Source organism: Massilia sp. Root351 (assembly GCF_001425045.1).
Classification (GTDB): domain Bacteria; phylum Pseudomonadota; class Gammaproteobacteria; order Burkholderiales; family Burkholderiaceae_D; genus Rugamonas.
In genome coordinates this window covers 178,783-204,604 of the sequence record NZ_LMDJ01000004.1, presented here as the reverse complement: position 1 = coordinate 204,604, position 25,822 = coordinate 178,783, and the positions used below count along the sequence as shown (strand labels likewise).

The following is a 25,822-nucleotide window of genomic DNA, read 5'->3' as shown; positions in this document are numbered from 1 at the left end:
CCGCCGGGCAAGCGTAATCCGGGCAACAGTGGCCGTGTTATACTCTCGCGCTTTGCCTGCGTGCGCCCGGCCGCTGTGGGCGCCGTGGCCAGGATTAATCATACATGGGCAGCATACACGTCAGTCAGTTAGGCAAAGCCTACAAACAGTACCCGACCCGCTGGTCGCGCCTGATCGAGTGGATCACGCCTTTCCGCAAGCCGCGCCACCATCTGAAGTGGGTCCTGCGCGACATCAATTTCAACATCGCCCAGGGCGAGGCGGTCGGCCTGATCGGTGTCAACGGCGCCGGCAAGAGCACCCTGCTCAAGCTCATCACCGGCACCGCCCAGCCCACCACGGGCGCGGTGCAGACCGGCGGCCGCGTGGCCGCCCTGCTGGAACTGGGCATGGGCTTCCATCCCGACTTCACGGGACGCCAGAACGCCCTCATGGCCGGCCAGCTGATCGGCCTGTCGGTGGAGGAAGTGACCGCGCTGATGCCGGAGATCGAAGCGTTCGCCGACATCGGCGACTATATCGACCAGCCGGTGCGCGTCTATTCCAGCGGCATGCAGGTCAGGCTGGCGTTTGCCGTGGCCACCGCGGTGCGCCCCGGCATCCTCATCATCGACGAGGCGCTGGCGGTGGGGGACGTGTTCTTCCAGCAGAAGTGCTTCGAACGCATCCGCTCCTATTGCCAGGCCGGCACCACCTTGCTGTTCGTGTCGCACGCCATGGGCGCCGTGTACTCGCTGTGCAACCGCGCCATCCTGATCCGCGACGGCCGCATCGCGCTCGACAGCACGCCGCGCGAAGTGATCGACCTGTACAACGCGCACGTGCTGCAGCAGCGCGAAGGGACGGCTGCGCGGCCCACCGCCGCGCCCGCCACTGCGCCCGCCCCCGCCCCCACTTCCGCTCCCTCGCCTGAACCGGCCGCCGCACAGGCCGCAGCGCCGGCCGACGCGGCACCCGCCGCCGCACCGTCCGCCGCCGTGCAGACCGTGGGCTCGTTCGCCAGCGGCGAGGCGATCATCGAAGCGGTCGGACTGTACGTGGACGAACAGCAGGCCGGCACCGTGATCAGCGACCGCGCCGCCACCGTGCGGGTCGACGTGCTGTTCTGCCAGGCCTACGACGATCCCCACATCGGCTTCCAGATCCGCAACGCGCGCGGCGAAGCCGTGTTCATGACCAACACCTACTGCATGCGGCAGCGCATCGGCCCGGTGGTGGCCGGCGAGCGCGTGCGCGCCGAATTCGCCTTCAAGGCCAGCCTGGCGCCGGGCGAGTACACCATCACGTCCGGCGTGGCCGAGGGCGGCGCCGGCGACGGCGACTTCCGCCAGACGCTGGCGCGCGTGCAGGATGCCAGCGCCTTCACCGTGCTGCGCAACCTGGACGCCATCGTCTGGAGCGGCATGTGCAACCTGGATCCGATCTGCGAACTGCAACGCAGCGCGCCCGCCACCGCCGAGGGCGCAGCCCCGGGAGACCTTCGCTGATGGATGTATTAGTCACCACCTCGCAATCGCTGCTGCTGATCGACACCGACACCGGCCATGCGCACCGCATCGACAGCGGGCGCGGCCTTTACTACGGCCTGGCCTGCCACGGCGACCGCATCTACGTGGCGGCGCGCCGGCGCCTGGTCTCGTCCGAGGTGCCGTCCGCCGACGAGCGCGGCGAGATCCTGATGTTCGACCGCGGCCTGCGCTACTGCGGTTCGCTGCAGGCGCCCTTCCCGCTGCGCGACCTGCACGAGATCGCCTGGCACGGCGGCAAGCTGTGGGCCACTGCCTCGCACGACGACATGATCGCCATCTACGACGGCGCCAACTGGGAACAGTGGTACCCGCTGGCCACCGAGGGCCAGGGCGATGTGCACCACTTCAACTCCTTCATGTTCGAGGACGGCCTGGTGTGGATTCTGGCGCACAACCGCGGCGCCAGCGACCTGCTGGCGTTCTCACTGGACACGCGCGAGCTGGTGCAGCGCCATGTGCTGGGCAACTGCAGCCACAACATCTGGCGTGAACAGGGCCAGCTGTACACCTGCTCCTCGGCCGAGAGCCGCGTCATGGGCCAGGACGGCTTCACGCTGGAGACCGGCGGCTTCCCGCGCGGCGTGGCGTTCGACGCCGACAGCCGCTGCATCGGCATCTCCACCCTCAGCGAACGCAAGGCGCGCGACTTCAACGCCGGCGCCCTGCTGCTGACGGACCGCCAGTGGCAGCGCCGCCACGAGCTGGCGCTCGACGACGAAGGCCTGGTGCTGGACGTGATGCGCCTGCCGCCCGGCTTCGCGCTGGCGCAGCCGGGCCCGCTGCAGCGCGGCTGGCAGGCGCTGGCGCGCGCGTTCGGTGCGCCGTCCGCGCCGGCGCCCGAAGCGCTGCGCTTCCCGCGCCGCTGACAGGCGGTTTCGCTGCCGGCCCTGGCTGTACGCCTTACAACTGGAAACACAATTGGATTGCCACACTGGCAACTATTGCGGGGAGCACATGTTATACTGCCAGCATTATCTGTGCGGCAAATATGTGCGCCAGCCGCGCCACCTTCCTGATGCCATGAACCCATACAGCCCCGCCACCATTTTCGTCTCCGGACCGCACGCATGATTTCTTTCGCCATGTTTAATGCAGTGTGGCGCTATCGCGGCTTCGTGGCCGGCAGCATCAAGCGCGAATTCCAAAGCAAGTACCGCAACTCCCTGCTCGGCGCCGCCTGGACCGTGCTCAACCCGCTGGCCATGATCGTGGTCTACACGGTGATCTTCTCGCAAGTGATGGGCAGCCGCCTGCCCGGCGTGGCCACGCCGTTCGCCTACAGCATCTACCTGTGCGCCGGCGTGCTGACCTGGGGCCTGTTCGCCGAGATCACCAGCCGCAGCCAGTCGGTGTTCCTGGAGCACGCCAACCTGATCAAGAAGCTGCAGTTCCCGCGCCTGTGCCTGCCGCTCATCGTGGTGCTCAACGCGCTGATCAACTTCGGCATCATCTTCGGCCTGTTCGTGCTGTTCCTGGCCGTGTCGGGCAACTTCCCCGGCTGGATCTTCCTGGCCATCGTGCCGGTGCTGCTGCTGCAGGTGCTGTTTGCCATCGGCCTGGGCATGATACTGGGCGTACTCAATGTGTTCTTCCGCGACGTGGGCCAGCTGTTTACCATCGTGCTGCAATTCTGGTTCTGGTTCACCCCCATCGTCTATCCGCTGTCGGCGCTGCCCGAGCCGGTGCGCGACCTGGTGGGCTGGAACCCGATGGCCGGCGTGATCTCGGCCTACCAGACCGTGCTGGTCAACGGCCAGGCGCCGCACTGGAACAGCCTGCTGCCGATCACGGTGCTGGCCGTGCTCAGCTGCGCGCTGGGACTGCAGCTGTTCCGCAAACGCGCCGCCGAGATGGTGGACGAACTGTAATGAGCAGTCTGCACGTCCATCAGCTGGGCAAAGCCTACAAGCAGTACCACAGCCGCTGGGGCCGCCTGGCCGAATGGCTGCTGCCGTTCCGCGGCGCGCGCCACCGCGAGAAGTGGGTCATCCAGGGCGTCAGCTTCGCGCTGGCGCCGGGCGAAGCGGTGGGCATCGTCGGCGTCAACGGCGCCGGCAAGAGCACGCTGCTCAAGCTGATCACCGGCACCGTCACGCCCACCACCGGCAGCGTGACCATCTCCGGCCGGGTGGCGGCGCTGCTGGAACTGGGCATGGGCTTCCATCCCGACTTCACCGGCCGCCAGAACACCTTCATGGCCGGCCAGCTGCTGGGCATGACGGTGCCCGAAATCACCGCGCTGATGCCCGAGATCGAGGCCTTCGCCGGCATCGGCGACTATATGGACCAGCCGGTGCGGGTGTACTCGTCCGGCATGCAGATGCGGCTGGCCTTCAGCGTGGCCACCGCGCGCCGGCCCGACGTGCTGATCGTCGACGAGGCGCTGTCGGTCGGCGACGCCTATTTCCAGCACAAGAGCTTCGAGCGCATCCGCGAATTCCGCCGGCTCGGCACCACGCTGCTGATCGTCAGCCACGACCGCGCCGCCATGCAGTCCATCTGCGACCGCGCCATCCTGCTCGACGGCGGCCGCCTGGCGCGCCAGGGCACGCCCGAGGAAGTGATGGACTACTACAACGCGCTGCTGGCCGAACGCGACGGCAGCCGGGTGCAGCAGTTGGCCGCTCCCGAAGGCCGCGTGCAAACCACCTCCGGCACGGGCGAGGCCCACGTGCTCGACGTGACCTTGCGCAACGAGCAGGACCAGGTGCAGGAGCTGTTCAATGTCGGCGTGCCGGCGCAGTTGTGCGTGCGCGTGGCGGTGCACGCCCCGGTGCCGCGCCTGGTGCTCGGCTACATGATCAAGGACCGCCTCGGCCACGAAGTGTTCGGCACCAACACCCACCACCTGGGCATGCCGGTGCTGGACCTGGTGCCGGGCCAGACCCTGGAATACCGCTTCCATTTCCCGCTCAACCTGGGCCCGGGCAGCTATTCGGTGACCACGGCGCTGACAGCCAATGAAACCCATCTGGCCCACAACTACGAATGGCGCGACCTGGCCGCGCTGTTTATCGTGACGAATATGAACCGCAGGGAATTTATCGGCTCGAGCTGGCTCGAACCCCGCGTGGAGATCCTGCAATGAGTGGAAACTTCTACCGCGCCTTCGAAGACCGCTACCGCGGCTCGCGCGACACCATCAAGCAGCGCCTGGCGGCGTACGGCGGCTTCCTGCAGCCGCTGGCGGCGCTGGCGCGCGCGCAAGCGGCGCCGGCGCTGGACCTGGGCTGCGGACGCGGCGAATGGCTGGAGCTGCTGGCCGAGCAAGGCATCGCCGCGCGCGGCGTGGACCTGGACGCCGGCATGCTGGCGGCCTGCCACGAGCGCGGCCTGGCCGTCGAGCAAGCCGACGCGCTGGCCAGCCTGCGCGCCCGGCCGGACAACAGCCTGGCGCTGGTATCGGCTTTCCACCTGGTCGAGCACCTGCCGTTCGCGCTGGTGCAGGAGATCCTCGTGGAGGCCCAGCGCGCGCTGATGCCGGGCGGGCTGCTGGTGCTGGAAACGCCGAACCCGGAAAACCTGACCGTCGGCGCCAGCAGTTTCTACCTGGACCCCTCGCACGAACGCCCGCTGCCGCCGCAGTTGCTCGATTTCGCGGTGGAGTTCGCCGGCTTCAGCCGCCGCAAGATCGTGCGCCTGCAGGAGGAAGCCCGCGTGCACACGGACGCGCCGGTGGACTTGCTGACGGTGCTGGAAGGCGTCAGCCCGGACTACGCGGTGGTGGCGCAGAAAAGCGCCGCCGACGCGGTGCTGGCGCCGTTCGAGGCGGCCTTCGACCGTCCCTACGGCGCCACGCTGGCCATGCTGGCGCAGCGCCACGACACGCAACTGGCGGCGCACCTGGCGCGCATCGGCGAAGCGCTGCAGGCGCTGCGCGGCAACCAGGATGCCGCCACCGCCTCGCTGCTGGCGCAACTGGACGCCGCTTCCGGCGCCATCCAGCGCACCGCGCTGCAGCAGCAGGCGCTGGCGGGCGAGCTGGCGGCGGCGCAGGCGGCCGCGCAGGCGCGCGACGCCGAGTGGCAGCACGCCCACCATGACCTGGCCGCGCGCCTGGGGCAGCTGGCCGCGCGCAGCGCGCACAACGAAGAACGCATCATCGCCCTGCTCGGCAGCAGCTCGTGGCGCGTGACGGCGCCGCTGCGCTGGGCCGGCCACCAGGCCCGCCGGGTACGCGGCGCGCTGCGCGAAGGACGCGTCGGCAGCGGCTTGCGGCGCCGCGCGCACGGCCCGCTGCTGCGCGCCATGCGCGCCGTGATGCGCCGGCCCGCGCTGAAACGCCTGGCCATGAACCTGCTGCGCCACCTGCCGGCGCTGCGCGCGCGGCTGCAGCGCGTGGCCTACGAAGCGCCGCCGCCGGCCGCACCGCCGGCGGCCCAGCTGCCGGCCGGCGAACTGCCGCCGCGCGCTCAGCAAGCTTACCAACAACTCAAACAGGCGCTAGCGGCGAGGAAACACTGATGCGCATCGTCATCGATCTACAGGGAGCCCAATCGGAAAGCCGGTTTCGCGGCGTGGGCCGCTATTCGCTGGCGCTGGCGCTGGGCATGGCGCGCAACGCCGGCGAACACGAGCTGTGGCTGCTGCTCAACGGCGCGCTGCACGAATCGATCGCCCCGCTGCGGCAGGCTTTCGCCGGCCTGGTGCCGCCCGAGCGCATCTGCGTGTTCGACGCGGCCGCGCCGGTGGCGGCCATGGCGCCGCAGCACGCGCTGCGCGCGCGGGCCAGCGAGCTGGTGCGCGAGCACGCGCTGGCACGGCTGAAGCCGGACGCGGTCCTGCTGACCAGCCTGTTCGAAGGCTATGTGGACGACAGCGTCACCTCGGTGGGCGCGCTGGACGGCGCCGCCATCACGGCAGTGGTGCTGTACGACCTGATCCCGCTGCTGAACCCGGCCGCCTACCTGCCGACCCCGGCCCAGCGCGACTACTACTTCCGCAAGGTCGAGTCGCTGCGCCGCGCCGGCCTGCTGCTGGCCATTTCCGACTACTCGCGCCAGGAAGCTGTCGAAGCGCTGCAACTGGCGCCGCAGCGCGTGGTGTCGATTTCCACGGCGGTCGATCCCATGTTCACGCCCGGCACGGTGGGCCCGGAAGCGCTGGCCGCGCTGCGGGCGCGCTTCGGCATCACGCGCGAGGTGCTGATGTACGCGCCCGGCGGCTTCGACGCGCGCAAGAACATCGACGGCCTGATCACCGCCTTCAGCCTGCTCGCGCCGGCACTGCGCGCGCGCCACCAGCTGCTCATCGCCAGCAAGATGGGCGCGCACGACCGCGACCAGCTGCTGCGCCACGCACGCGCCTGCGGCCTGGCCGAGGACGAGCTGCTGCTGACCGGCTACGTCAGCGATGAGGAACTGATCGACCTGTACCGCAGCGCCGCGCTGTTCATCTTCCCTTCCCTGCACGAAGGCTTCGGCCTGCCCGCGCTGGAAGCGATGGCCTGCGGCGCACTGGTGATCGGCGCCGACAACACCAGCATTCCCGAAGTGATCGGCAACGCCGAAGCGCTGTTCGACGCCGGCCAGCCGGCCGCCATCGCCGCGCGCATGGCCGCCGTGCTGGAAGACCCGGCGCTGCGGCAACGGCTGCGCGAGCACGGCAGCCGGCAGGCGGCGCGCTTCTCGTGGGACGCCAGCGCGCAGCGCGCGCTGCGCGCGCTGGAAGCCCGCCACGCATCCATGCTGGCCGAGGCATCGCAGAACACGGCGGCGCAGACAGCCGCGCCCACGCCGCCGGCGCGCCGGCCGACGCTGGCCTTCGTCTCGCCGCTGCCGCCGGAACGCACCGGCATCGCCGACTACGCGGCCCAGCTGCTGCCGGCGCTGAGCGCCTGGTTCGACATCGAGCTGGTGCTGCACCAGGACGCGGTCAACCTGGCGCCGGAACTGGCGGCGCTGCCGCAGCGCAGCGTGGCATGGTTCGACCGCAACGCGCAGCGCTACGAGCACATCCTCTACCAGTTCGGCAACAGCCCCTTCCACAGCCACATGTTCGGCCTGCTGGAACGCCATCCGGGCGTGGTGGTGCTGCACGACTTCTTCCTCAGCAGCGTGCTGGCCTACGAACAGATGACCGGCGCCATGCCGCACGCCTGGTTCGGCGCGCTGGCGCACAGCCACGGCTACACGGCGCTGCAACAGGCGCAGCTGCCGGACGGCACCGAGGCGGCCAAGTACGACTATCCGTGCAACCTGGCGGTGCTGCAAGGCGCCACCGGCGTGATCGTGCATTCCGAGCACGCGCAGACGCTGGCGCGCGAATGGTATGGCCGCCATGCCGCCGACAACTGGAGCGTGGTGCCGCTGCCGCGCGCCGCGCCGCAGCAGCAGGACCGGGCCGGCGCCCGCCGCGCGCTGGGCCTGGCGCAGGACGCTTTCGTGGTGTGCAGCTTCGGCTTCATCGCACCGACCAAGCTGGCGCGCGAACTGGTGCAAGCCTGGATCGCCTCCACCCTGCACGCCGACCCGCGCTGCGTGCTGGTGCTGGTGGGCGCCAACCATGGCGGCGACTACGGCGTGGAACTGGCGGCGCTGATCGCCAAGGCCGGGCCGCGCATCCGCATCGCCGGCTGGACCGACGACGCGGTGTACCACCAGTACCTGCAGGCCGCCGACGCCGCCGTCCAGCTGCGCTCGGTGTCGCGCGGCGAGACCTCGGCCGCCGTGCTGGATTGCATGAACTACGGCCTGCCCACCATCGTCAACGCCAACGGCTCCATGGCCGCGCTGCCGGACCAGGCGGTGCTCAAGCTGGCCGACGCCTTCGCGCCGCAAGACCTGCGCGACGCGCTGCAGACCCTGCACGGCGACGCCGCGCTGCGCGCCGCGCTGGGCCAGGCAGCGGCCAGCCTGCTGCACACCCGCCACAGCCCGCAGTACTGCGCCGCGCAATACGCGCAGGCGCTGGCCGGGGTGGCCGAGGCCGAACGCGGCGGACGCGGGGCGCTGCTGGCCGCACTGGCCGCCCTGCCCGGCCTGGAACAGGACGAGGCGCTGCTCCAGCAGCTGGCCAACGCCATCGCGCGCGCGCCGGACCCGCTGGCGCCGCGCCAGCTGCTGGTGGACGTGAGCACCATTGCCGGGCACGACCTGCGCACCGGCATCGAACGCGTGGTGCGCGGCCAGCTGATCGAGCTGCTGCGCCTGCGCGTGCCCGGCTTGCGGGTCGAACCGGTCTACCTGAGCGACGAGGGCGGCGTGTGGCACTGCCGCTACGCGCGCCGCTACACCCACGCGCTGCTGGGCATGGACAGCGCCGGCGTGGCGGACGGCCCGGCCGACGTGCGCCAGGGCGACTGCTACTACGGCGCCGACTTCGCGCCCGGCGCGGTGCTGCAGGCGGCGCGCGCCGGCCTGTTCGCCGACTGGCGCCGGCGCGGCGTGGCCGTCAACTTCGTGCTGTACGACCTGCTGCCGGCACTGCAGCCGCAGTTCTTCCCGGAAGGCGCGGCGCTGCACCACAGCGCCTGGCTGGCGGCCATCGCCGCCGAGGCCGACCGCCTGGTGTGCATCTCGGCCGCCGTGGCCGACGAGATGGCCGACTGGCTGGCGCAGCACGCGCCGGCGCGCAGCGGACCGCCGCTGCTGCTGGCGCCGCTGCACCTGGGCGCCGACCTGGAGCAGGCCACCGGCGCCGCAGCGGCCGCACCGGCGGCCGCGTACCCTCTGCTCGCCCGGCTGGCCGGCCAGCCCACCTTCCTCATGGTGGGCACCATCGAGCCGCGCAAGGGCCACCTGCAGGTGCTGGCCGCGTTCGAGCTGCTGTGGCAGCGCGGCGTACAGGCCAACCTGGTCATCGTCGGCAACGAGGGCTGGCGTCCGCTGCCGGACCATGCGCGCCGCACCATCCCTGAAATCGTGCGCCGCCTGGACAGCCATCCGCAGCGCGACCAGCGCCTGTTCTGGCTCAAGGGCATAGACGACACTTATCTGCAGGCGCTGTACCAGCACTGCGACTGCCTGCTGGCGGCCAGCGAAGGCGAAGGCTTCGGCCTGCCGCTGATCGAGGCGGCCCACGCCGCGCTGCCGCTGATCGCGCGCGACCTGCCGGTATTCCGCGAGGTGGCCGGCACGCACGCGCATTACTTCAGCGGTCTGGAACCGGCCGCGCTGGCCGACGCCGTGCAGCAATGGCTGGCGCTGGACGCGGCCGGCAATGCCCCGCCCTCGGCCGGCATGCCGTGGATGACCTGGAGCGACAACGCGCAGCGCCTGCTGGGCGTGCTAGGCCTGCGCGAAGCACGCACCACGCCTGTTGGCGACAGCGCCGCGCAGCGCAGCTGGCCCGGCCCCACTTCCGCTTCATGAACAAGACGATGATCAGACTTTCCCCCGCCACGGCCCGGCTGGCCCTGCAGCGTGTGCTGCTGCCCCTGCTGCTGCTGGTGAACCTGCTGCTGCTGCTGCACTACGTGGTGCTCGACTACCGCGTGGTGACCAATTCCGACTCGGCCGTGATGAACCTGCTGGCGCAGGAAATCCACGACACCGGGCAGTGGATCCCGCGCGCCTGGAACTACGCCAACGGCGACTTGTGGCTGCTGTTTACCCACACTGTCATCGTGCCGCTGCTGTACGTGCTGCCCAACTCCTACGCGCTGCACGCCGTCTCCAGCCTGGTGACCGCCGTGCTGGTGCTGGGCTGCGTGTGGTGGAGCGGCGCCCTGCTGGGCCAGTCGCGCATGGCGCGCCTGCTGCTGCTGGCGGTGTTCAGCGGCGGCATGTCGGTGGTCATGGCCGAAAACCTGTACGGCCAGGCCGCCTACGGCCTGTTGTTCGCCCAGGTTTGCCTGTTGTGCTGCGCCTCGTGGCGCTTCCTGCACGCGCGCGGCGCGGCGCGCTGGGGCTGGGGCGCCGGCGCCGGCCTGCTGCTGCTGCTGCTGTTCTGGTCCAACCCGCAGCGCGCGCTGGTGTACTACGGCCTGCCGCTGGCGCTGGCCACGCTGGCCATGCGCCTGCAGCCCAGCCGCCCCGAGGCGCACGTGTTCAGCACCGCCGGCGTGTCGCCGCAGCGCCAGAACACCCTGCTGCTGGCGCTGCTGGCGGCGGCGCTGGTGACCGGCACCCTGCTGCACAACCACTACATGAACCTGGTCGGCAACAGCGGCCTGGCGCCGGCCACCTGGCTGCGCTTCGACGAGATGGGGCGCAACCTGGCCGGCACGCTGGAAGGGCTGCTCAGCGTACTGGGCGGCAAGCCGCCGGCCGGCAAGCCGGTGATCAACGCGGCCGGCGTCTGGGCCGCCTTGCGCCTGGCCGCCGCCGCCACCGTGCTGGCGCTGCTGCCGTGGGCGCTGCGCCGCTCGCTGCGCGCACACGCGCCGCGCCACCGCGGCCGCCTGTTCTTCGGTGTCTTCACGCTGGCCTCGGCCGCCGTGCCGCTGTTCATGATGCTGGCCACCTCGCTGCCCGACATGGCCGACCCGCAGGCTTCGGTGCGCTACCTGGTGCCCGCGCTGCTGTGCCTGATCATGCTGCTGGGCGGGATCGCCGTGGACGAGTGCAGCTGGCGCAGCGCGCCGCGCCTGGCCGGCGTGGCCGCCCTGTCCGTGCTGGCGCTGAGCGCGGTACAAGCCTACCGCGTGCAGAACGCGCCCGGCCCGGGCAAGCTGTTCAAGCGCGCGCAGGCGCCGCGCAGCGATTCCCACCTGAGCGACTTCCTGGTCAGCCACGGCCTGCAGTACGGCTACGGCGAATTCTGGGTGGCCGGCAACACCACCCTGCTGGGCAGGCAGCGCGTGCGGCTGCGCCAGATCGCCGTCAGCGACGGCCTGCCGCAACCGGTGCGCCACCTGTCCTCGGACCGCTGGTACCAGGCCAGCTACTGGAGCGGCCCGACCTTCCTGCTGCTGACGCCGGAACAGATGAAGGCCATCGACTGGCCGCGCATGGCGCAGCTGCTGGGCGAGCCGGAGCGCCGCCTGCAGTACAACGAGCGCCAGGTGCTGGTGTATCCGTTCAATATCGCGTCGCGCCTGCCGCTGTGGGACTACGCGCAGCCGGTGCCGCTGCGCTTCCCGGCCAGCGCCGCCACCGGCCACCATATCGGCCAGTTCGACCCGGCCGGTGCGCGCCTGCTGGCGCAGCCGGGCGAAACGGGCTGGCTCACTTACGGCGTGCGCCGCAACAGCAATCCCGGCAACTACGTGGCCACCTTCGAGCTGGACTCGGGCGCCGCCGCCGGCGTGCAGGCGGGCCGGGTCGAAGTGGCGGCCGCCGGCGGCAGCGTGGTGCTGGCCAGCGCCCCCATCAGCCAGGCGGGCGCGCACAACATCAAGCTGCCGTTCAGGCTGTCCGGGCCCGCGCCCGACCTTGAACTGCGCATCCACAGCAACGGCGTGGCGCGCCTGGCCACCAGCGGCACTGCGCTGCTGGCGCTCGACCCGCGCCGCGTGCCGCTTCCCACCAAGTGACGGGCGGGCACAGGACTATGAAGGAACTCAACATGCAAGCAGAAACGCCGCTGATCTCGGTGGTCATCCCGGTGTACCGCGCCGAAACCATGCTCGACGAGCTGTACCGCCGCCTGCGCGCGGCGCTGGAAACCGTCAGCCCGCGCTTTGAAATCGTGCTGGTGGAAGACTGCGGCCCGGACAAGTCGTGGGATGTGATCGAACGCCTGGCCGCCGCCGACCCGCGCGTGGTGGGCCTGCAGTTCAGCCGCAACTTCGGCCAGCACTACGGCATCACGGCCGGCATGGACCATTGCCGGGGCGACTGGGTGGTGGTGATGGACTGCGACCTGCAGGACGCGCCGGAGGAAATCCCGCGCCTGTACGCCAAGGCCCAGGAAGGCTACGACGTGGTGCTGGCCCTGCGCGGCCCGCGCCAGGACCCGTGGCTCAAGCGCGCCACCTCGTGGCTGTTCTATCGCCTGTTCAGCTACCTGGCCGACATCAAGTTCGACGGCGACAGCGGCAACTTCCGCATCATGTCGCGCCAGGTGGTGAAGAATTTCGTGCGCATGCGCGAGCAGCTGCGCTTCTTCGGCGGCCACGTGCAGTGGATGGGTTTCCCCACCACCGGCATCCAGGTGCAGCACGCCGAGCGCTTCGACGGCAGCTCCACCTACACCTTCCGCAAGCTGTGGAAGCTGGCCTCGGACACCATCATCGCCTACTCGGACAAGCCGCTGCGCATGGCCGCCACGCTGGGCCTGAGCATGGCCGCCGTGTCGTTCGGCTTCGGCGGCTTCATCCTGGGCCGGGCGCTGTTCCAGGGCACCGCCATTCCCGGCTGGGCCAGCCTGATGGTGTCGCTCTACTTCATCGGCGGCCTGATCATCGGCATCCTGGGCATCATCGGCATCTACGTCGGCAAGTCCTTCGACGAAGCGAAGAAGCGCCCGCTGTACATCGTGCGCCGCGCCACGCCCAACGCCGAGGCGCGCCATGACTGAGCTGCTGGCGCCGGCGCCCTACGACGCGGCCGCCTTCGGCATGCCGGCCTGGGAGCTGGCCGCCTGCACGCCCGAGGCGCTGCGCCTGGCCGACGCCACGCCCGGCCTGCAAACCATCAAGGTCGACCCGCTGGCCGACAAGGCGCTGCTGGAGCAGCACGGCTTCCACTACTGCGACACGCTGCTGGGCACGCGCGCCACGCCGGCCCAGCTGCGCGCCCCGGCGCCGCGCGCCGGCCTGCCGACCCTGCACATCGCCCTGGCGCCGGAGCCGCAGCGCACCCTGGCCATCTGCCACGGCGCCTTCGAGCACGGCCGCTTCCACCGCGACTACGCGCTGCCGCGCGCCGGCGCCGACCTGCGCTACGATAACTGGCTGCGCCAGCTGCTGGCGGCCGGCACCGTGTACGGCCTGTACCGCGACGGCGCGCTGTCCGGCTTCATCGGCTACCATGGCGCCACCCTGGTGCTGCACGCGGTGGCGCCCGAGTGCCGCGGCCAGGGCCTGGCCAAGCACTGGTGGCACCAGGCCGCCGAAGCCCTGTTCCAGGCCGGCCAGCCGGAAGTGCGCAGCTCGATCTCGGCCGCCAACCTGGCCGTGCTGAACCTGTACGCCTCGCTCGGTTTTTCTTTCCAACACCCGCAAGACATTTACCACCGGATCGTGCCATGAGCTCACTGACCAACTACTTCTACATCGCGCTGACCATCGCGCTCACCGTCTACGGCCAGATCGCCATCAAGATGCAGGTCAGCCAGGCCGGCGCCATGCCGGCCGCCGGCGGCGACAAGCTGATGTTCATGATCAAGCTGCTGCTCAACCCGTGGATCATCAGCGCCTTCGCGGCCGCCTTCCTGGCCTCGATTTCCTGGATGGGCGCCATGACCAAGTTCCAGCTGAGCCACGCCTACCCTTTCATGAGCCTGAATTTCGTCATCGTGCTGGGCCTGAGCGCCTGGCTGTTCAATGAACCGATGTCGCCGGTCCGCATGGCCGGCGTGGCGCTGATCTGCATCGGCACCGTGGTTGCCGCCCAAGGATAAGGAGAACACTATGCAAAGCATTCCATTCAACAAGCCCTTCATGACCGGCCGCGAACTGTGGCACATCGCCCAGGCCCACACCAACGGCCACCTGTCCGGCGACGGCCAGTTCACCAAGCTGTGCCACGGCTGGCTGGAACGCAGCACCGGCACCCGCCGCGCGCTGCTGACCCACTCCTGCACCGCCGCGCTGGAAATGTCGGCGCTGCTGGCCGAGGTCGGCCCGGGCGACGAAGTGATCATGCCGTCCTATACCTTCGTCACCACCGCCAACGCCTTCGTGCTGCGCGGCGCGGTGCCGGTGTTCGTCGACATCCGCCCGGACACGCTGAACATCGACGAGACCAAGATCGAGGCCGCCATCACCGCGCGCACCAAGGTCATCCTGCCGGTGCACTACGCCGGCGTGGCCTGCGAGATGGACACCATCATGGACATCGCGCGCCGCCACAAGCTGATCGTGGTGGAGGATGCGGCGCAGGGCATCCTGTCGACCTACAAGGGCCGCCCGCTGGGCAGCATCGGCCACATGGGCGCCTACTCCTTCCACGAGACCAAGAACATCATTGCCGGCGAAGGCGGCGCGCTGCTGGTAAACGACCCGGCGCTGGCCGAGCGGGCCGAGATCATCCGTGAAAAAGGCACCAACCGCAGCCAGTTCTTCCGCGGCCAGGTGGACAAGTACACCTGGGTCGACGTCGGCTCGTCCTACCTGCCGGGCGAGGTCATCGCGGCCTTCCTGTGGGCCCAGATGGAGGAAGCCGAATCGATCAACGGCCGCCGCATGGACCTGTGGAACCGCTACCACGCCGCGCTGGCGCCGCTGGAAGCGGCCGGCCAGCTGCGCCGCCCGGTGGTCCCGGAAGGCTGCGTGCACAACGCCCATATGTACTACATCCTGCTCGACTCGCTGGCCCAGCGCAGCGCCGTGATCGACGCCATGAAGGCGCAGGGCGTCAATCCGGTGTTCCACTACGTGCCGCTGCACAGCGCGCCGGCCGGCCTCAAGTTCAGCCGCGCGCACGGCGTGCTGCAGAACACCGACCGCCTGTCCGAAACCCTGCTGCGCCTGCCGCTGTGGGTCGGCCTGGACGCACAACTGCCACGCGTGGTGGCGGCCCTGGAGGCGGCGCTGCGGCAGCACCCGGCGCAGCGATGACGCAGCGACTGCGCCTGGCCGCCGGCGCGCCGGCCGCCGCCGGTGAAAGCAGTAAACACAGCCACAGCGGCAGCACCGCCCGGCCGCGCTGGCTGGCGCTGCTGACCAGCCCGTCCGGCCCGTTCGCCATGCTGCTGGCCGCGCTGCTGTCGCTGGCCATCGCGCACTGGCTGTTCTCGACCCCGTTCATGCGCGGCCTTACCCAGTTCTGGCAGCTGCAGGACAACGACATCGGCCAGTACCTGGCCGGCTTCAACGCCTTCGTGCGCGAGCCGTGGCACTGGCCGCTGCTGCGCCTGGAATCGATCAACGCGCCGCAGGGCACGCTGGTCACCTTCCTGGACGCCGTGCCGCTGTACGCGGTGCTGCTCAAGCTGTGGCAGCACGGCCCGGACACGCCGTTCCGCAACCCGTTCGCGGCCTGGGTCGGGCTGTGCTACCTGCTGCAGGGCGTGGGCGCCTGGTGGCTGTGCCGCGAGGCGCGCCTGCGCGCCTGGATGCCGCTGCTGGCCATGACGGTGCTGCTGGCGCTGTTCGCGCCGCTGGCGATCCGTATCCACCACATCAGCCTGATGTCGCACTGGCTGCTGCTGTTCGGCCTGGCTGCCTACCTGCGCGGCAGCCGCCTGGGCCACGTGTCCGTCGGCGCCTGGACCCCGCTGCTGCTGGCGGCGTTCTACATCAACCTGTATCTGTTCTGCATGCTGTGCCTGCTGTTCGCGGCCGACCTGGCGCGCGACGTGGTGCGCGCTCCGCGCCGCACCCTGATGGTTGCCGCCGCGCCGGCCGTGCTGCTGGCGGCCAGCCTGCCGCTCACCATGCTGCCGCTGGGCGGCGGCGCCGGCGGCGGCGAGTGGGGCTTCGGCTACTACTCGATGAACCTGCTGTCGCCGCTGGCCGGCGGCCGCACGCTGAAATTCCCGGCCATGTACGCGCACGACGGCCAGGGCGAGGGCTTCGCCTACCTGGGCCTGTTCGTGATCGGCGCGGCCATCTATGCGCTGCGCCTGCGCGCGCGCATCGACCCCGGCTTCTGGCAGCGCCACCGCGCGCTGGCCTGGGTGCTGCTGTTCATGACGCTGTACGCGCTGTCGAACATCGTCTACCTCGGCAAGAGCGAACTGTTCCACCTGGACCTGCCGGCCTGGACCGCCAAGCTGACCTCGGTCATGCGCAGCTCGGGCCGCTTCTTCTGGCCGGTCGGCTACGCGCTCACCGCCTTTACCGTCATCACGCTGTGGCGCTACCAGGCGCCGCGCCGCGCCGCCGCGCTGCTGGCCGCGCTGCTGGTGCTGCACATCTGGGACCTGGGTCCGCACCAGCGCCTGGTGCGCGACACGGTGGCGCTGGGCGTGACCGAGCGCATCACGCAGCCGGTGTGGCGCGGCTTCTTCGGCCCGTCCACCCGCGCGCTGCAGGTCTATCCGCCGTTCGGCTGCAGCAAGGCCTCGCCCACGCTGACCCACCTGCCGACCATGCTGTACGCGGTCAAGCAGCACATGACGGTGTCCACCGGCTATGTGGCGCGGGTCAAGCGGCCCTGCGATAATTACGCCGCAGAAATCGCCACCCATGGCACGCAAGCGACCGGCTTCGTCTTCTTCAAGGACGATTTCGCGCAGCGCGCCGAGGCGGAGCAATTGATGGGCGGCCCGGCCGCCGCCACCTGTATCGAGGCCGATTTCGCCTGGCTGTGCAAACGCCCGGCGCCGGCCACTCTGGAGAAATAGCAATGAAAAAAGTCGTCTCGCTGGTCGCCCCGTTCTACAACGAATCGGGCAATGTGTCCGAGTTCTTTCGCCGCGTCAACGACGTGGCGGCGGCGCTGCCGCAGTATGATTTCGAGGTGATCGCTGTCAACGACGGCAGCCGCGACAACACCTGGAACGAGCTGCTGGAGGCGCACCGGCGCTATCCGCGCGTGCACGTGGTCGACCTGTCGCGCAACTTCGGCAAGGAAGCCGCGCTGACCGCCGGGCTGGACCGCGCCATGGGCGACGCCGTGGTGCCGATCGACTCCGACCTGCAGCACCCGCCCGAGCTGATCGCCGACATGCTGGCGCAGTGGGAAAAAGGCGCCGAGGTGGTGCTGGCCCAGCGCACCGACCGGGTCACCGACGGCGCCCTGCAAAAGCTGACCGCGGTGCAGTTCTACCGCTTCCACAACAAGATTTCCAACATCCAGGTGCCGGCCAACGTGGGCGACTTCCGCCTGATGGACAAGGCGGTGGTGGAGGCGCTGCGCAAGCTGCCGGAAAACCACCGCTTCATGAAGGGCCTGTTCGCCTGGGTCGGCTTCCGCACCGTGACCATCCCGTACGACCACGGCCCGCGCGGCGCCGGCGTGTCGAGCTTTAACTTCTGGAAATTGTGGAACCTGGCGCTGGAAGGCATCACCAGCTTCAGCACGGCGCCGCTGAAGATCTGGACCTACGTCGGCCTGGGCGCGTCCGTGTTCGCGCTACTGTACGCGCTGCTGATCACCGTCAAGACCATGCTGTTCGGCATCGACGTGCCGGGCTACGCCTCGCTGATGGTGAGCGTGATGTTCATCGGCGGCGTGCAGCTGATCGGCATCGGCGTGCTGGGCGAATATATCGGCCGCATCTACCACGAGGTCAAGCGGCGGCCGGTGTACCTGGTGCGCGAATCGCACGGCGGCGCCAAGGATTAACGGCGGAACACCAGCCATTTGGCGCTGATGAAATTCAAGCCCATGCCGGCCAGCGAGCCGGCGGCCACCGCCAGCGCCGGCGTCAGCGGCCAGGGCGGCGCCAGCGCCACCACGGCCGCCGAGGCCAGGTAGTTGACGGCGCCGCCGGCCAGCATGGCCGACAGGTAGCGCCACCATTCCCCCCACAGGCTGCCGCCGCCCGGCTGGAAGGTGTAGCGGCGGTTGATACGCCAGGTGGCGTACACCGCCGCCAGGAAGGACAGCACGCGGCCGGCGTAGAAATTGCAGCCGAGCGCCAGCGCCGCGTACAGCACCGCCACATCGACCACCAGCCCGGCCACGCCGGCCACCGCGAAGCGCAGCAGCTGGACCCGGGTTGCGATAGTGGCTGTCATTGGTTCTCCTCTTGTTGCGCCAGCCGTTCGACCCGGCATAGCCGGTAGGCGTGGCGGTTGCGGCCCAGCGCGGCCGGATACACGGTGCAGCTGGACGGTTCATAGCGCAGGCGGTAGCGCGCCAGCAGTTGCCGGGCGTCGGCCAACACGGCCGTGTCGCGCTCGGCGGCCGCGGCGGCGGCGCGCGCGGTGCGCTGCGGCGCGGCGGCCGTCATCATCACGTAGAAGGGGCCGCTGCGCGCGGCCATCATGGCCTCCATGCGCGCCACGTAGGCGGGCGACTCGGGAAAGCCGCCGCCCAGCGCCACGAAGGCCAGCTCGGGCGGGAAGAACGGCACCAGCCAGCCCATGGGCGGATTGCCGTGCACGGTCAGCACCAGGTTCTGGCGCGGCGCGGCAAACGCGGGCACGGTGGCGTCGATCCCGGCCAGGGTCCAGCGCGCATGGCCCCAACCGCCATGTACCTGGCCCGCCACGGCGGCCAGCAGCAGCGCGCCGGCCGCCAGCCGCGCGGCGCGCGCACGCGGCGCCGCGGCCCAGTGCGCGCTCAAGTGCTGCACGATCAGCCACAGCGCCAGCGGCGCCAGCACTTCCAGCGGCGTCAGGTAGCGGTAGATGCCGAACAGGTTCAGCCAGACCAGGTAGGCCAGCGCCATGAACAGCAGCGTGTAGCGCACGCGCGGCGCCAGCGGCGGCGCGGGCGCCAGCGGAACCAGGGCGGTAGCGCGGCGCAGCAGCGCCAGCGCCAGCCAGCCGAAGGCCAGGTAGAGCATGGGCCAGACCAGCGGCACGATGAAGATCTCGATGGTGCGCTTGGGCTGCAAGGTGAAGATGAAAGGCCACAGCAGCTTTTCCGCCAGCCCCTTGGGGATCCAGCCGGTGTCGCCGATGCCGATCGGCGCAGCCAGCGGCGCCCGGAACAGGTCGTTGAACTGCGGGAACAAGGGATTGCCGAACACGCTCCACATGCGCCAGTACCAGTGGCCGGCGGCGATGCCGATGCCGGCCAGCACGCCGGCGCCGAACACGAAGGCGGTGCGCACCCGCAGCCGGAACGGCATGGCCAGCCCCAGCATGGCCAGGCACAGCGCCAGCGCGTACACCGCGTTGGTGAGCTTGAGGCCGGTGCCCAGGCCGGCCAGCAGGCCGGCCAGCACGGCCGTGGCGGCGCCGCGCCGCCCCCCCGCCAGCAAGCCGGGCCAGCCGCGCAGCAGCAACAGCAGCGCGCCCAGCACGGTCAGGGTGGTCATGTTGTCGCCCATGGTGTTGCCGACCCCGGCCATGAAAGCCGGCTGCAGGCAGCCTGCCAGCGCCAGCAGCAACGCGGCGGCACGCGCGCGCGGCTGGCCTGCTGGCAGCAGCACGCGCGCGATGGCCAGCAGCAGCAGCGCGTTGACGCCGTGCAGCGCGCCCATGGCGAAGCCGGCCGCCGGCGCCGGCAGCAGCTGGTTCAGGCCGTAGTACAGCAGATCCAGCGTGGGATTGAAATAGCCTTGCCACTGGCCGGGCGCCAGGTCGTAGCCGATCTTGCCGTTGAGCAGGGCGAACGGCGCGTACCAGTGGTAATTGCCCAGGTCCCAGTTGGCGTCCTGGCCGTAGGCCAGGGCCACCAGGCCGTACAGCAGCGGCAGCAGCCGCGCGGCGGACTGCGCTTTCGCACCGTCCAGGTAGAGCGTCCAGCGGTCGGCGGCGGCGGCCAGCCTCATGCGGCGTTGCGCACGCCGCCGGTCTCGCAGGTATCGCTTGCCGCGCCGCTCCTGGCGGCGTCCAGGCGCGCGGCGGGCGCCGCAACCTGCAGGTAGGCGAAGCGCTTCTGCTCGATGCGGCCGCGGGTGACGGTGTCGAGCACCATGCCGCAGGTCAGCAGCATGGCGCCCAGCAAGGCCAGCCCCACGCACAGCACGGCGGTGGGCAGGCGCGGCACCAGGCCGGTGTGCATATAGGTGTCAAACAGCGGCACGGCCAGCCCCAGCGAGAGCAGCAGGCTGGCCACGGCGCCGGCGGCGAAGAACAGCAGCGGCCGTTCGTTCTTGAACAGCTTGATGATCATCCACAGGATGCGCGCGCCGTCGCGGTAGGTATTGAGCTTGCTCACCGAGCCTTCGGGCCGCGACTTGTACACCGTTTCCACCTCGGCCACCGGCATGCGCAGTTCCAGCGCGTGCACGGTCAGTTCGGTTTCCGTTTCAAAGCCGGCCGCGTGCGCGGCGAAGGACTTGACATAGCGGCGCGAGAACACGCGGTAGCCCGACAGCATGTCGGTGAAGGTGCTGCCGAACACGGCGGCCACGCAGCCCGTCAGCAGGCGGTTGCCGAAGCGGTGGCCGAAGCGGTAGGCCTGCTGCTCCTCGGTGACGCGGGTGCCGACCAGCATGTCCAGCCCCTCGTCGACCAGGCGGGCGGCCAGCTGCGGCGCCACGCTGGCGTCGTAGGTGTCGTCGCCGTCGACCATGATGTAGACGTCGGCGTCGATGTCGGCGAACATGCGGCGGATCACATTGCCCTTGCCCTGCTGGGTCACCGTGCGCACCACGGCGCCGGCGGCGCGCGCCACGGCCACGGTGTCGTCGGTGGAGTTGTTGTCGAACACGTAGACCGGCGCGCCCGGCAGGCAGGCGTTGAAGTCGCGCACGATGGCGGCCACGGTCAGCGCCTCGTTATAGCATGGCAGCAGGACCGCAATGCGCTGGTGATTCAGGACGCTCACGGCTTGCGCAGGCCTCCCAGCAGTGCCGCCACTTTCTGTTTCGGCTTGCTCGATTGCGGCAGCGGCGCGGGGGCCGGGGCCGTGCTCTTGGCCGGCTCGTAAGGCTTGAGGAACCACGGGTCGATCTTCTCGCGGCGCGGCGCACCGCCGTAGCCCGACGGGGAGCGGCTGCGCTCGGGGCGTGCGCCCGCGCCGCCGCCGTAGCTGCCGGACGGCGCGCCGGCCGCGGCGTTGCCCGCCCCGGAACGGCCTTCGCCTTCCGGACGGCGGCTGCCGTGGCGGCGCTCGCCGTGCCGGTCGTCGCGCTCGCCGCGCGAGGACGACGGCGCGAAGCCTTCCAGCTCGCCGCGCTTGATGGTCTGCTTGATCAGTTTTTCAATGTCCACCAGCAGGCGCTCGTCCTTCTCGGAATAGATCGAGATGGCGTCGCCCGAGGCGCCGGCGCGGCCGGTGCGGCCGATGCGGTGCACATAGTCTTCCGCGTTGTACGGCAGGTCGTAGTTGATCACGCAAGGCAGGTCGGAAATATCCAGGCCGCGCGCCGCCACGTCGGTGGCCACCAGCACGTCGATCTCGCCCTTCTTGAACGACTCCAGCGCGGCCATGCGTTCCTGCTGCGTCTTGTCGCCGTGGATGGCGGTGGCTTTCATGCCCTCCTGTTCCAGGCTGCGCGACAGGCGCGAGGCGCCGATCTTGGTGTTGGAGAACACGATCACCTGCTTCAGCTCGCGCTGGCGCAGGATGTGGGCCACCACGTCGCGCTTGTGCTCTTCGCTGACCTTGTACACCACCTGCGTGACGCGCTCGGCGGTGGCGTTGCTGCGCGCCACTTCGATCAGCTGCGGGTCCTTCAGGAAGCTGTTGGCCAGTTTCTTGATCTCGCCCGAGAAGGTGGCCGAGAACATCAGGTTCTGGCGCTGCTTGGGCAGCAGGTTGATGATGCGCTGCAGGTCGGGCAGGAAGCCCATGTCGAGCATGCGGTCGGCTTCGTCCATGACCAGCATCTGCACCTGGCCGAGCGAAATGTTCTTCTGCTCGATGTGGTCCAGCAGACGGCCCGGGGTGGCGATGACGATCTCGACGCCGGCCTTCAGGGCCACGGTCTGGCCCTTCATGTCCATGCCGCCGAACACCACGCAGGAGCGCAGCGGGGTGAACTTGCAGTAGGCGGCCACGTTCTCGGCCACCTGCACCGCCAGTTCGCGGGTCGGGGTCAGGATCAGCGCGCGCACCGGGTGGCGCGCCGGCGACATGGAGCTGTTGGCGTGCGCCAGCAGCAGCTGGATGATGGGCAGCGAGAAACCGGCGGTCTTGCCGGTGCCGGTCTGCGCCGCGCCCATCACGTCGCGCCCCTGCAGCACCACGGGGATGGCCTGGGCCTGGATCGGGGTCGGATGGACGTAGCCTTGCGCGGTCAGCGCGCGCAGAATGTCGGGCGACAGGCCGAAGTCGGCAAAGCGGACCTGCTCGGCGGCGGCGGCGTCAACCACGGCGGCGGTGGCAGCGGCGGCAGGGGCGGGGACGGCTTCTGGCGTGGAAATGTTCTCGGTGTCGGACATAAATTTTTCAATAAACAACAAAATCCGCGAAAAGCGGCGAGGCGGGAGGACAGCAGGGCGGGGCCAGCTTGCGCGGATACAGGATACAAATTCAGCGGCCTACACGATACCCTAATTTTCCGCCACTGTACACGGAAACCGCGCCGAATTGCCAACTTCCGGTAATTCTGTTACATGAATGAAATGTATAATGGCAAGGATGGCAACCCCCACTTCCCCCCTTCCCTTCCTGCCGCGCCGGCCGCACTGGCCGCAACCGCTGGCCGCGCTGCTGCTGGCCGCGCTGCTGCTGTGCCTGTGCGGCCTGGTGCTGGCGGCGCCGCCGTCGCTGCGCTTCAAGAAGCTGGGGCCGCTCGACAACGACGAGCCGTCCATGCTCGCGCTGCTGCAGGACCGCCAGGGCTTCGTCTGGATCGGCACCCACAGCAACGGCCTGTACCGCTACGACGGCTACCGCGCCGTCAAGTTCGCGCACGCGCGCAACAACCCGCGCAGCCTGCCGCATGACCGGGTGGCCGCCATCTTCGAGGACAAGCGCGGCCGGCTGTGGGCCGGCACCACCAACGGCCTGGCGCGCTACAACCCGGACAGCAACGATTTCACCGTGTTCGCGCCGCCGTCCGGCCCGGTCAACCGGCTGATCGTCAAGAACATCATTTCCGACGGCAAGGACGGCATGTGGATCGGTACCTGGGGCGGCCTGCAGCACTTCGATCCGGACAGCGGCAAGTTCACGGTCTACGCGCACGACCCCGCCAAGCCGGACAGCCTGGCCAGCAACGACCTGAACGCCCTGGCGCTGGACCGGGACGGCGGCCTGTGGGCCGGCACCTGGCCCGGCGGCGTGGACTACCTGGCGCCCGGCGCCAGCAGCTTTCGCCACTACCGTATCGACAGCGACGCGCGCCCGGACAGCCGCAGCAACATCGTGCGCGCGATGCAGTTCGACCGCGACGGCACCCTGTGGCTGGGCACGGAAGCCGGCGTACTGAGCCAGCTGGCCGGCCAGCCGTGGGCGCCGCGCCGCCCCGCCGCCAGCCCGGCCAGCCGCATCACCAGCTTCTACATCGACCGCCAGCACACGCTGTGGGCCACCACGCTGTCGGCCGGCCTGCTGCGCTGGAACCCCGAGGCGGCCAGCTTCGACCAGTACCAGCACCAGTCCAACGACCCGTATTCGCTGCCGGGCAACAATCTGCGCGCCATGCTGCAGGACCGCGGCGGCATGCTGTGGGTGGCCTCCTTTACCGACGGCATCAGCCTGGCCAACCTGAACAGCAGCGGCTTCCGGCGCCACGTGCCGCACCGCCTGGACCAGGGCAAGCTGTCCACCAACGCGCTGCTGGCGCTGGCGGCGGCGCCGCACGGCAAGGTGTGGCTGGCGGCCAATCTCGGGCTGAGCCTGTACGACCCGGCCAGCGGCACGGTGCTGGCCAGCTACCGCAGCGAGGAAGGCAAACCCGGCAGCCTGAGCCACGACATCGTCTACAGCCTGTACCAGGACATAGGCCAGGACGGCGCCGGCAAGCCCGGCCCGCTGTGGGCCGGCACGGCCAACGGCCTGAACCGCCTGGGGCCGGACGGGCAGTTCAAGGTAATCCGCTTCGGCAACACGGCCAGCGACTACATCAACGCCATCGCGCCCGGCCGGCACGGCGTGCTGTGGCTGGCCACCGGCAACAGCCTGATACGCTACGACAGCGTGCAGGACCGCTTCCACATCTATTCCAACGACCCGGCCAATGCGGCCAGCCGCAGCGTGAACGGCACTTCGGCGGTGCTGGAAGACCGCGCCGGCCGCGTATGGGCCGGCTCGGAATGGAATGGCGGCGGGCTGGACCTGCTGGACCCGGCCAGCGGCAAGTTCCGCCACCTGCGCCATGCGCCCGACGGCGCCGAAGGGGCCAACGGCAATGCGCCGGCCTCGCTATCCGACGACAATGTGTCCAGCCTGCACGAGGACGCGGCCGGCCGCATCTGGGTCGGCACCGCCAAGGGCCTGGACCTGGTGACGCTGGGCGCGAACGGCGCCTTCACCGTCAAGCCCTACGCGGCGGCGGTGGGCGCGGGCAAGGTGCTGGCCATCCGCAGCGACCAGGACGGCAAGATCTGGGCCAGCACGATTGCCGGCCTGTACCGGCTGGACCCGGCCAGCGGCGCGGTCGAACGCTACAGCCCGGCCGACGGCCTGACCGACGGCTACACCACCAACTCGTCGGCCGCCGGCAGCGACGGCACGCTGTACTTCGGCGGCGTGCATGGCATGACGGCGGTGTCGCCGCGCGCGGTGCGCACCGAGACGGTGGCGCCGCAAGTGGCCGTCACCGACATCACCGTGTTCAACCGCTCGCTGGCCGAAGGCCAGCGCAGCGAAGGGGCCGAGCTGCAGGGCGCGGTGACGGCGCCGCGCGTGCTGACGCTGTCGGCCCAGGCCTCGGTGTTCTCGATCGAATTCGCGGCGCTGCACTACACCGACCCGGGCCAGAACCGCTACGCCTACCAGCTCGACGGCTTCGACCGCGACTGGGTGCTGACCGACGCCGGCCACCGCAACGCCAGCTACACCAACCTGAACCCGGGCACCTACACCTTCCGCGTGCGGGCCGCCAACCACCGCGGCCTGTGGACGGCCGAGCCGGCCAGCATGACCATCATCATCACGCCGCCGTTCTGGCAGCGCTGGTGGTTCCGCGCGGCAATGGGCCTGCTGGTGCTGGGCGGGCTGCTGGCCACGCACCGCTGGCGCATCCGGCGCCTGACGCGGCGCCAGGCCGAGCTGGCCGCGCTGGTGACGGCGCGCACCGCGGCGCTGGAGGAGTCGAACCGCAAGCTGGCCGCGCTCAGCACCACCGACGGCCTGACCGGGGTGCGCAACCGGCGCGGCTTCGACGAGGCGCTGGCGGCCGAATGGCGGCGCGCCTCGCGCACCGGGCAGACTGTGGCCCTGTCGCTGATGGACGTGGACCACTTCAAGAAATACAATGACCGCTACGGCCACCTGGCCGGCGACACCTGCCTGCGCACGGTGGCCGAGCTGATCACCAAGCACGGACGCCGCAGCACCGACCTGGTGGCGCGCTACGGCGGCGAGGAATTCGCGCTGCTGGCGGCCGCCACCAACGCCGCCGACGCCTTCGGCGTGGCGCAGGACATCTGCGCCGAGCTGGCCAAGCTGGCGATACCGCACGAAGACTCGCCGTTCGGCGTGGTCACCATCAGCATCGGCGTGGCGGTACTGGCGCCGAACGACGAGAACACGGCCGAAGCATTGGTGCAACTGGCAGACCAGGCCATGTACCGCGCCAAGGAAAAAGGACGCAACCAGGCGCTGCTGGCACTCGGCGCGGAATAA

The 25,822-nt window shown here is 70.0% G+C and carries 18 protein-coding genes; 14 read left to right on the top strand and 4 right to left on the bottom strand.

The window, feature by feature from the left end:
- Positions 1-104 precede the first annotated feature (104 nt).
- The 13 genes from ASD15_RS33640 to ASD15_RS09010 all read left to right on the top strand — a co-directional run bounded on the left by ASD15_RS33640 (position 105) and on the right by ASD15_RS09010 (position 17,809).
- Positions 105-1,487 carry an ABC transporter ATP-binding protein gene (locus tag ASD15_RS33640; protein WP_082551692.1) on the top strand — a complete coding sequence of 461 codons (1,383 nt, stop codon included), beginning with the start codon at positions 105-107 and terminating at the stop codon, positions 1,485-1,487.
- The gene (locus tag ASD15_RS09065; protein WP_057154522.1) at positions 1,487-2,395 is read left to right on the top strand and encodes a YncE family protein; all 909 of its coding nucleotides are present in this window, start codon (positions 1,487-1,489) and stop codon (positions 2,393-2,395) included. The genes ASD15_RS33640 and ASD15_RS09065 overlap by 1 nt, the downstream gene beginning before the upstream one ends.
- Before the next feature lie 201 nt (positions 2,396-2,596).
- Entirely contained in the window at positions 2,597-3,397 is an 801-nt protein-coding gene (locus ASD15_RS09060) for an ABC transporter permease (protein WP_057154521.1), read from the top strand.
- The gene (locus ASD15_RS09055) at positions 3,397-4,617 is read left to right on the top strand and encodes an ABC transporter ATP-binding protein (RefSeq protein ID WP_057154520.1); all 1,221 of its coding nucleotides are present in this window, start codon (positions 3,397-3,399) and stop codon (positions 4,615-4,617) included. Before ASD15_RS09060 ends, ASD15_RS09055 begins: the two co-directional genes overlap by 1 nt.
- Entirely contained in the window at positions 4,614-5,993 is a 1,380-nt protein-coding gene (locus ASD15_RS31600) for a bifunctional 2-polyprenyl-6-hydroxyphenol methylase/3-demethylubiquinol 3-O-methyltransferase UbiG (protein WP_082551691.1), read from the top strand. Before ASD15_RS09055 ends, ASD15_RS31600 begins: the two co-directional genes overlap by 4 nt.
- Positions 5,993-9,841, top strand: coding sequence for a glycosyltransferase (locus ASD15_RS09045; protein ID WP_057154519.1), 3,849 nt, complete (start codon positions 5,993-5,995; stop codon positions 9,839-9,841). Before ASD15_RS31600 ends, ASD15_RS09045 begins: the two co-directional genes overlap by 1 nt.
- Before the next feature lie 8 nt (positions 9,842-9,849).
- On the top strand, positions 9,850-11,946 hold the full coding sequence (locus tag ASD15_RS09040) for a hypothetical protein (RefSeq protein WP_057154518.1): 2,097 nt from the start codon (positions 9,850-9,852) through the stop codon (positions 11,944-11,946).
- A 32-nt stretch (positions 11,947-11,978) separates the two neighbouring features.
- Positions 11,979-12,932 carry a glycosyltransferase family 2 protein gene (locus ASD15_RS09035; protein ID WP_082551690.1) on the top strand — a complete coding sequence of 318 codons (954 nt, stop codon included), beginning with the start codon at positions 11,979-11,981 and terminating at the stop codon, positions 12,930-12,932.
- Positions 12,925-13,605 carry a GNAT family N-acetyltransferase gene (locus ASD15_RS09030; RefSeq protein WP_057154517.1) on the top strand — a complete coding sequence of 227 codons (681 nt, stop codon included), beginning with the start codon at positions 12,925-12,927 and terminating at the stop codon, positions 13,603-13,605. The genes ASD15_RS09035 and ASD15_RS09030 overlap by 8 nt, the downstream gene beginning before the upstream one ends.
- A complete protein-coding gene (locus ASD15_RS09025; protein ID WP_057154516.1) occupies positions 13,602-13,976 on the top strand; it encodes an EamA family transporter in 375 nt (124 codons plus the stop codon). Before ASD15_RS09030 ends, ASD15_RS09025 begins: the two co-directional genes overlap by 4 nt.
- 10 nt (positions 13,977-13,986) lie before the next feature.
- Positions 13,987-15,135, top strand: a complete 1,149-nt coding sequence (rffA, locus tag ASD15_RS09020) for a dTDP-4-amino-4,6-dideoxygalactose transaminase (protein ID WP_057154515.1) — start codon at positions 13,987-13,989, stop codon at positions 15,133-15,135.
- On the top strand, positions 15,132-16,865 hold the full coding sequence (locus ASD15_RS09015; protein ID WP_057154514.1) for a hypothetical protein: 1,734 nt from the start codon (positions 15,132-15,134) through the stop codon (positions 16,863-16,865). Before rffA ends, ASD15_RS09015 begins: the two co-directional genes overlap by 4 nt.
- 2 nt (positions 16,866-16,867) lie before the next feature.
- Positions 16,868-17,809: a glycosyltransferase family 2 protein gene (locus tag ASD15_RS09010; protein WP_057154513.1), complete on the top strand. Its 942-nt coding sequence runs from the start codon at positions 16,868-16,870 to the stop codon at positions 17,807-17,809.
- Here the strand turns inward: ASD15_RS09010 and ASD15_RS09005 are convergent.
- Genes ASD15_RS09005 through ASD15_RS08990 form a run of 4 tightly spaced genes read right to left on the bottom strand, consistent with a single transcriptional unit; the run spans position 17,806 to position 22,470 of the window.
- Positions 17,806-18,204: a GtrA family protein gene (locus ASD15_RS09005; RefSeq protein ID WP_057154512.1), complete on the bottom strand. Its 399-nt coding sequence runs from the start codon at positions 18,202-18,204 to the stop codon at positions 17,806-17,808. The genes ASD15_RS09010 and ASD15_RS09005 overlap by 4 nt on opposite strands.
- On the bottom strand, positions 18,201-19,910 hold the full coding sequence (locus ASD15_RS09000) for a glycosyltransferase 87 family protein (protein WP_057154511.1): 1,710 nt from the start codon (positions 19,908-19,910) through the stop codon (positions 18,201-18,203). The genes ASD15_RS09005 and ASD15_RS09000 overlap by 4 nt, the downstream gene beginning before the upstream one ends.
- Positions 19,907-20,911: a glycosyltransferase family 2 protein gene (locus tag ASD15_RS08995; protein ID WP_057154510.1), complete on the bottom strand. Its 1,005-nt coding sequence runs from the start codon at positions 20,909-20,911 to the stop codon at positions 19,907-19,909. The genes ASD15_RS09000 and ASD15_RS08995 overlap by 4 nt, the downstream gene beginning before the upstream one ends.
- Positions 20,908-22,470, bottom strand: coding sequence for a DEAD/DEAH box helicase (locus ASD15_RS08990; RefSeq protein ID WP_057154509.1), 1,563 nt, complete (start codon positions 22,468-22,470; stop codon positions 20,908-20,910). The genes ASD15_RS08995 and ASD15_RS08990 overlap by 4 nt, the downstream gene beginning before the upstream one ends.
- Before the next feature lie 199 nt (positions 22,471-22,669).
- On the opposite strand from ASD15_RS08990, the gene ASD15_RS08985 reads away from it, so the two are divergent.
- Entirely contained in the window at positions 22,670-25,822 is a 3,153-nt protein-coding gene (locus tag ASD15_RS08985) for a diguanylate cyclase (protein ID WP_082551689.1), read from the top strand.